The sequence below is a fragment of the Micromonospora globosa genome (assembly GCF_000717585.1).
GTDB lineage: Bacteria > Actinomycetota > Actinomycetes > Mycobacteriales > Micromonosporaceae > Micromonospora > Micromonospora aurantiaca.
The window spans coordinates 243,163-249,611 of the sequence record NZ_JNZR01000004.1 but is presented as its reverse complement, the minus strand read 5'-3'; the positions used below and the strand labels follow the sequence as shown (position 1 = coordinate 249,611).

Annotated in this window: 5 protein-coding genes; 3 read left to right on the top strand and 2 right to left on the bottom strand. The window is 74.1% G+C overall.

What is annotated here, in order from left to right:
- Positions 1 to 20: 20 nt before the first annotated feature.
- The gene (locus IF06_RS0107240) at positions 21 to 1,310 is read right to left on the bottom strand and encodes an adenylosuccinate synthase (RefSeq protein WP_013473426.1); all 1,290 of its coding nucleotides are present in this window, start codon (positions 1,308 to 1,310) and stop codon (positions 21 to 23) included.
- 121 nt (positions 1,311 to 1,431) lie between these two features.
- Here IF06_RS0107240 and IF06_RS0107235 point away from each other — a divergent pair, with 121 nt between their 5' ends.
- Together IF06_RS0107235 and IF06_RS0107230 are read left to right on the top strand one after the other, a co-directional pair.
- Positions 1,432 to 2,430 carry a diacylglycerol kinase family protein gene (locus IF06_RS0107235; protein WP_013283398.1) on the top strand — a complete coding sequence of 333 codons (999 nt, stop codon included), beginning with the start codon at positions 1,432 to 1,434 and terminating at the stop codon, positions 2,428 to 2,430.
- 74 nt (positions 2,431 to 2,504) lie between these two features.
- Positions 2,505 to 4,457 (top strand): MinD/ParA family ATP-binding protein, encoded by a 1,953-nt coding sequence (locus IF06_RS0107230; RefSeq protein ID WP_030269750.1) that lies wholly within the window; start codon positions 2,505 to 2,507, stop codon positions 4,455 to 4,457.
- A 51-nt stretch (positions 4,458 to 4,508) separates the two neighbouring features.
- On the opposite strand, the gene IF06_RS0107225 is transcribed toward IF06_RS0107230, so the two are convergent.
- Positions 4,509 to 4,937, bottom strand: a complete 429-nt coding sequence (locus IF06_RS0107225; protein ID WP_013283396.1) for a DUF3151 domain-containing protein — start codon at positions 4,935 to 4,937, stop codon at positions 4,509 to 4,511.
- 262 nt (positions 4,938 to 5,199) lie between these two features.
- Here IF06_RS0107225 and IF06_RS0107220 point away from each other — a divergent pair, with 262 nt between their 5' ends.
- Positions 5,200 to 6,411 (top strand): LOG family protein, encoded by a 1,212-nt coding sequence (locus tag IF06_RS0107220; protein WP_232236634.1) that lies wholly within the window; start codon positions 5,200 to 5,202, stop codon positions 6,409 to 6,411.
- Positions 6,412 to 6,449: the final 38 nt, after the last annotated feature.

The following is a 6,449-nucleotide window of genomic DNA, read 5'->3' as shown; positions in this document are numbered from 1 at the left end:
GGGGGTGGGGTGGGGTGGGGTTAGGGGAGGAGGGGGTGGCGGAGGACGTTTTCCTCTCGGCCTGGACCCACGCCCACCACGCTCACCCGGGTGCCGGTCAGCTCCTCGATACGGGCGATGTAGCGGCGGGCGTTCTCCGGGAGCTCGTCCTCGGTCCGCGCCTTCGTGATGTCCTCCCACCAGCCGTCGAGCTCTTCGTAGATCGGCGTGGCGTGGTGGAAGTCGGTCTGCGTCATCGGCATGTCGTCGAAGCGCTCGCCGTTGATCTCGTACCCGACGCAGATCGGCACCTTGGCCAGGCCGGTCAGCACGTCCAGCTTGGTGACCACCAGGTCGGTGACGCCGTTGAGGCGGCACGCGTACCGGGCCACCACGGCGTCGAACCAGCCGCAGCGGCGCTCCCGGCCGGTGGTGGTGCCGTACTCGTGGCCGACCTTGCGCAGGTGCTGCCCGTTGTCGTCGAACAGCTCGGTCGGGAACGGGCCCGAGCCCACCCGCGTCGTGTACGCCTTGCTCACCGCGATGACCTTGGTGATCGCGGTCGGCGGGATGCCCGCGCCCACGCACGCCCCGCCGGCCGTCGGGTTCGACGAGGTGACGAACGGGTAGGTGCCGTGGTCCATGTCGAGCATGGTGGCCTGGGCGCCCTCCAGCAGCACGGTCTCGCCGCGGTCGAGCGCGTCCCAGAGCATGACCCGGGTCTCGGCGATGTACGGGCGCAGCCGCTCGGCGTACTGGAGGTACTCCTCGACGGTCTCCTCGACGTCGATCGCCTTGCGGTTGTAGACCTTGAACAGCAGCTGGTTCTTCTCGCGGAGCGCCAGCTCCAGCTTTTTGCGCAGGATGCCCGGGTCGAGCAGGTCCTGGAGCCGGATGCCCATCCGGGCGACCTTGTCGCCGTACGCGGGACCGATGCCCCGGCCGGTGGTGCCGATACGGGAGCTGCCCAGGTAGCGCTCGACCACCCGGTCCAGCGCGCGGTGGTGCGGCATGATCAGGTGCGCGTCGCCGGAGATACGCAGGCGGGACACGTCCACGCCGCGCTCGGCGAGCCCGTCGATCTCCTGGAGCAGCACCTTCGGGTCGACCACCACGCCGTTGCCGATCACGATCATCGCGCTCGGTGACAGCGCCCCGGACGGCATGAGGTGCAGCGCATACTTCTGGCCGTCCGGCGTGATCACCGTGTGGCCTGCGTTGTTGCCGCCGGAGTAGCGCACGACGTAGTCGACCCGCTCACCCAGCAGGTCGGTAACCTTGCCCTTGCCCTCGTCGCCCCACTGGGCGCCGAGCAGCACGATCGCTGGCATCTTCTCGCCTCCAGAAGGCTCGGGTGCCAGGTGGCGACCGGTCAGCGAGCCCGGGGTGTCAGGCTAACAAGTAGTGACGGCGGGACCAGCAGGGGTTGGTCGAGAAGCAGGAGGCTCCTTCGTGTACGACGTGGTGCTGCTCACCCTCGGCTCGGAGCGGGACGCTCCCGGTGGTGGCTGCGGCAGCGGCGGCGCCTGCTGCGGCGGCGCGGACGACACCGCCGCCGAGAGCGGCGAGGAGCGCTGCGAGACGCCGCGCGTACCGGTGCTGGCCTGTGCGGACGAGCTGACCGCCCGGGGTGCCCGGGTGACCACCGTGACCGCCCGGTCGGACTCCGAGATCGACGAGGTGCTGGCCCGCCTCGACGGCCCGCCGCGCGCCGACGGCCTCACCTGGCCGGACTCCGACGGCAAGACCCGGCTCATCGTCGCCACGGCCAGTGACGGTCAGTTGCGCGCCGTCCTGCGCCGGCTGGTCCGGCGGTACGCTCCGCCGCCGAGTCGCCGCCCCGCGGACCTGGCCGCCAACCGTACGGTGCCCGACCTGCCGCCTGTGGGCGTACTCCCGCTCGATCCGGCCCGGTCCGGGACGGCGCGGGACCTGGCCGCGCAGCTCGGGCTGCCCCGGGATCCGGCGGGTGTGGCCGCCGCGGTGCTGGACGGCACAGCCCGGCGGCTTGACCTGCTGCGCAACGACGGCGGCTCGGTGACGCTGGACGGGGCGCTGCTCGGCGCCGCCGACGACGCGGGCCGTCCGCTGCACTGGCGGGCCCGGGTCGAGGTCGACGGCACGGTGCTGAGCGACGGTTCGGAGCCGATCACCGCGTGCGCGATCGGCAACGCGGGCGGGTACGCGCGCCTGGGCGAGGTCGACCTGCTGGGCGGCCCGGATCCGGCCGACGGGCGGGTGACGGTGGGCGTCGCCGTACCAGTGGTGACCCGGTCGGCGTTGGGCCGGAAGAAGGTCCGGCTGGAGGTACGCCGGGCGCGGGGACGTGCGGTGGCGGTGGTGCCCCGCGACGAGAAGGTGCCCTTCCTCGACGACGGCGTCGAGGGCGAGCTGAGCCGCAAGCGCTCCTGGTGGACCGAGCCGGGCGCCTGGGCGGTCTGGACGGGCTGACCTCGGTCGATCCCCACCCGGCTCGCGGCGCTGGCCGGACCGCCTATCCTCGGCGGAAGGAATGGGGAGGAACCGTGGTGCACGAGAACGACGACCGGGCCCACGTACCGGGCCGACCGCAGGTGCCGCAGCGGGACGTCGAGCCGCTGTGGCCGCCGGAGGAGACCGACGCGGCGGCGGCCACGATCCCGCCGTGGGCGTCGGTGCCCTGGCCGCTCCCGCCCGCCGACGCTCCCACGCCGGTGGCCGCGGACGTCCCGGCGCCCCAGGCGCCGGTGGCGGCGGACGTTCCGGCGCCCCAGGCACCCGCTGTCGACCTGGACCTGCCGTTCACGCTCGACCGGGCGACCTCCGCCCCGTCACCGGCCCAGCCGGAACCGGCGGCATCCGGCTCACCGGCGGCATCCGGCTCACCGGCGGCGCCCGGTACGCCGACGGCACCCGTCCCGGCGACCACGCCCGCCCCCGGCACTGCCGGAACGGCGACCGCCGGCGAGGGCGCCGGGAACGGACGGCCCGGCTCGCCGTGGGCACAGCCGCCACAGCGGGCCGGGTCTGACTCCGCCACCACGCCGGACCTCGCCGACGCCACGGCGCCGCCGTCCGAGGCGGTGGAGGCCGACGGCATCGCGTCCGGCCGCGCCACCGTGGCACCGCCCCCGCCCGAGGCACTCTCCACCGACGGCACCGCGTCCGGCCGGGCCACCGTGGCACCGCCCCCGCCGTCTGACGCCCTCCCCGAGGACGGCACGGTGTCCGGCCGGGCCACCGTCGCCGGGACGCAGCCGTCGCCGGAATCCGGTACGGGACCGGCAGGGACGGGCGCACCCGAGCAGGCGCCCCGACTCGGGCCGTTCCCGCCGTCGCCGGGCGTACCGGCACAGCCGTCCCCGTACGGCAACGGCTACCCGTCGCCCGGCTACCAGCCACAACCGGGTCAGCCCGGCTGGTACCCGCCGCCCGGCTGGACGCCCCAGACCGGCGTGCCGCAGCCGGGCGGCCCGCTGCCTCCGCAGGCGCCGGTGTCCGGCCCGGTGGTGCCGCCACCACCTCAGCCCGGAGCACCCCACCCGGAGCAGGGCTGGACGCCGCAGCAGGCGGTGCCCCCGACCGCCGAGGACTTCGCCCGCCGCCGCCAGGCCCGGCCGGTCGACCCGGTGGCCACCATGGGCGTACGCGCGGTGGTCAACAAGATCGGGCTGGTCCGGCTCGCGCCCGGGCGGCACGAGCAGGAGATGAAGCGCGACATCGAGATGGTCCGCCGCAACTTCGGCGGCCTGCGCCAGGTGACAGTGGTCAACCCGAAGGGCGGCGCCGGCAAGACGGTGGCGATCCTGCTGCTCGCCATGACGTTCGGCCAGAAGCGCGGCGGATACGTGCTGGCCTGGGACAACAACGAGACCCAGGGCACCCTCGGCATGCGGGCGCAGCAGGACTTCCACGCCCGTACGGTGCGGGACATGCTGCGGGACCTGGCTCAGTTCCAGGGACCGCACGGCCGGGTGGGCGACCTGTCGCAGTACGTCCGCTCGCAGGGCGAGGGCATGTTCGACGTGCTGGCCTCGGACGAGTCCGCGACCGGCGGCGAGATGCTCACCGCCGCCGCGTTCGCGGAGATCCGTGAGGTGGTCAGCCGGTTCTACAAGCTGATCTTCGTGGACACCGGGAACAACGTCCGGGCGCAGAACTGGCAGGCCGCGATGGACGCCACCGACCAGCTCGTGGTGACCATGTCGGCCCGTAACGACTCGGCCGAGACCGCCGCGCGGATGCTCGACCACCTGGAGCAGAGCGGCCGGCAGCGGCTGGTCCGGCAGGCGGTCACCGTGGTCTCGATGCCGCCGTCGCGCAAGGAGATCGACCTGCCCGCGATCCAGGCCCACTTCGCGGCGCGGACCCGGGCGGTGCTGCTGGCGCCGTACGAGCGGCTCATCGACACCGGCGAGCCGCTGCGGTACGGGCAGCTCTCCTCCGCCACCCGGGACGCCTGGCTGAAGATCGCCGCGTCGGTGGCGGAAGGGCTGTAGGACGGGCGCGACGGCCGGCGCCCGGGTCGGGACCGGCCGTCGCGGCAGTGGTCAGTCGCCGGAGAGCGCGTCTCCGGCGGCCGGGTCGCAGTCGCGGAGGAACTGGGCGCACCGGGCCGCCTCGTCCGCCTCGCCGATCTCCCCCGCGGCGCGGGACAGCACGTAGAGGCAGCGGAGGAAGCCGCGGTTGGGCTTGTGCGACCAGGGCACCGGACCGTGGCCCTTCCAGCCGCTGCGGCGCAGCTGGTCCAGGCCCCGGTGGTAGCCGGTGCGGGCGTACGCGTACGCCGTGACGACCTGACCCGCGGTGAGCGCGCGGCCGGCCAGCGCGGCCCAGGCCGCACTGTAGGTCGGGAATCGGGCCGCGACCTCGGCGTACGCCTCGTCGGTGCCCTGCTCGGCCGCCGCCGCCAGCGCGGCGTCGGCCTCCTCGTGGACCGGGAGCAGGGTGGCCGGTGGCTCAGGCAACAGGTTCTGCATCGCCCCATTCAACCCGCTTCGCCCTCGGGTACGCGAGGGGCCTCGCCCGTACGGTTGGCTGAACGGCTGAGGGTTTCGTCACGCCTGCGGCGGGAGCACACGTACCCGCGGCCCATGCCGCCGCCGTGGTTCTTGCACTACAAATACAGATCCGGAGCCTCCCCAGGACCCGGTTACGCAGGAGCCCGGCGGCGTGCCCGCCGGGCTCCTGTCGTTCCCGCCCCCGGTTTCGGCACTTGCCGCGCGGGGGCAGGATGGCCTGGTGCCGACCCCACCGCCCGCGGACGTCATCGAGCCGCACGCGCCCCACGTCAACGAGATCGAGACCCGCACCGCGTTCGAGCAGCGGCTGGCCGGGGGAACCCTGGCCGGTCTGACCGTGCAGGGCCTGCGCCTCGACCTCGACCCGGTTCCCGACCTGCGCGACGTCGACGTCACCGGCACGCTCTTCGTGGGCTGCCGCTTCGCCGGCCGCGAGGTGGGCGCGGACCTGGTCCGCCGGGGCGCCAACGTCGTCCCTCCGTTCTCCGGGCTGCCCTACCCGACCCAGCCGTCGCACCTCTACACCGCCGACGAACTGGCCGCCGGGTTCGCCGAGGGCGGGTTCGCCGGGATGTACGACACCCGGGTGTACGCGCACTTCCGGGCGCACGGCGGCGCGCTGCCGGACGTACGCGAGGCGCTCGGTCAGCGACTGCACGACCACGGCGTGGACAACGCGCTGGCCGACGCCACCCGGTCGTGGCTGGCCGCGCACGGGCCGCAGTCGGTGGTGGGTGTGATGGGCGGGCACGCGGTGCCGCGCGGCAGCGTCGCGTACCGGATGGCCGCCGTGCTGGGCTGGGAGCTGGCGCGGGCCGACCGCCTGGTGGTCACAGGCGGCGGTCCGGGTGTGATGGAGGCGGCGAACCTCGGCGCGTTCCTCGCGGCCTGGCCGGCCGAGGAGCTGTCCGCCGCGATCGACGTGCTCGCCGTCGCGCCGGACTTCACCGACCACGACCGGTACACGGCGGCGGCGCTGGCGGTACGCAAGCGGTACGCGGACGGCACGTCGCTGCCCTCGCCCCGCCCATCGGCGCCAGGAACCGGGTGGGCCCGTTCCGGCGGGCTGGCCATCCCCACCTGGTTGTACGGCCACGAGCCGGCGAACCTGTTCGCGGGCCGGATCGCCAAGTACTTCTCCAACGCCATCCGGGAGGACACGATCCTGCGGCTGGCCCGGGGCGGGATCGTGTTCGCGCCCGGCAAGGCCGGCACCGTGCAGGAGGTGTTCCAGGCGGCCACCAAGACGTTCTACGGCACCGACGGGGCGAGCGGGGCGTACGTCTTCCTGGACCGCACGTACTGGACCACCGAGCTGCCGGTGGAGTCGCTGCTGCGGCCGCTGTTCGCCGCGTCCCCGTTCGGCGACCTGTCGCACACGATCCATCTGACCGACGACGTGCGCGACGCCGTCCGGGTGCTGGTGCAGTGAAAGGAAGGGCCCCCTTTTAACGCCTCCGGTAGAGGAAG